Source organism: Cupriavidus sp. SK-3, assembly GCF_000611145.1.
GTDB lineage: Bacteria > Pseudomonadota > Gammaproteobacteria > Burkholderiales > Burkholderiaceae > Cupriavidus.
Genome location: NZ_JFJV02000253.1, coordinates 1 through 1,054, shown reverse-complemented (window position 1 = coordinate 1,054; position 1,054 = coordinate 1). Strand labels below are relative to the sequence as shown.

The following is a 1,054-nucleotide window of genomic DNA, read 5'->3' as shown; positions in this document are numbered from 1 at the left end:
GCAGCAGGTCCTCATGGGTGAGCGACGACAGCGGCTTGCCGTGCTGCAGGACGGCCCACAGCAGCAAGCGCTCGACTTCGCGCCGATAGGTCTGCAGCGTGGCCGGCGTGTCGGTATAGCGAGCCAGCCAGGCGGTGATGGCGGCCAGATCGTCGGCAGCCGAGATCTGTGGGGTGCCGCTGCGGGCCCGGTTGCTGCCGGCGGCGCCGGACAGCGCGGCGGGCAGGCGCAAGCGCTCGATCGGGGTGGCCGGCAGGGCAGTGAAGGCAGGGTGGGGGAGCGGGGTGGGTTCCATCGGTGCGGCGGGCGTCATGGCGTGAGTGTAGATCTAATTCTAGACAGAAGCCCACTTATGTCTAAAGTTTTGTAAATTTAATCAATAAATTAACGTATTACGTAGTAATATTTATTAAAATTGACATGGTCCGCCATCCGAACATGACTGCCAGCCCTGAATCCACCTCTTCCGAGGCCGCCCTGCAGGCCACGCTCGCCGCCGACGTTGCCACCCTGCGTGCGCAGTTCCCCGAAACCCGCGCGCTATACCGCGAGGTCTGCGCCTTGCTCTTTTTCAGGTATGGCATCACTCCCACCGCCAACAAGCTCTACGGCCTGGTGCGCAAGGGCAGCATGGGCACGCCAACCGAGGTGCTGACGCAGTTCTGGGCGGACCTGCGCGGCAAGATGCGCGTGACCATCGACCATCCCGAGTTGCCGGACGCGCTCAAGGCGATCGCCGGCAATGCCGTGCAATCGATCTGGCAGGCCGCCAACGAGGCCGCCACCGGCGAACTGGCCGCCTTGCGGGCCGAAGCGCGGCTACAGGCGAGCGAGGCGGAAGCGCAGCGCGACCTGGCGCGCGCCGCGGTGGTGGTGGCCGAGCAGGAAACCGCAGCCACACAGGCCGGGCTCGACGCGGAGCAGAGGGCACGCGCGGCGCTGCAGGGGGAACTGGACGCCGAGCGCCAGGCCCACGCCGCCGCGCGCGCGCGTCAGGAGGCGGGGCAGCGCCAGATCGAGGCGCTGGAGCGGCAATTGGGAGAGTTGCGTACCC

The 1,054-nt window shown here is 66.8% G+C and carries 1 protein-coding gene and 1 pseudogene; one reads left to right on the top strand and one right to left on the bottom strand.

Going from position 1 to position 1,054, the window contains the following annotated elements; genetic code table 11:
• Positions 1-295: pseudogene (locus CF70_RS26595) on the bottom strand (integrase); the annotation flags it as partial.
• A 143-nt stretch (positions 296-438) separates the two neighbouring features.
• Between CF70_RS26595 and CF70_RS26590 the strand changes: the two are divergent.
• Positions 439-1,054 (top strand): DNA-binding protein (locus CF70_RS26590; RefSeq protein WP_035872007.1); only part of this gene is annotated, 616 nt, incomplete at its 3' end.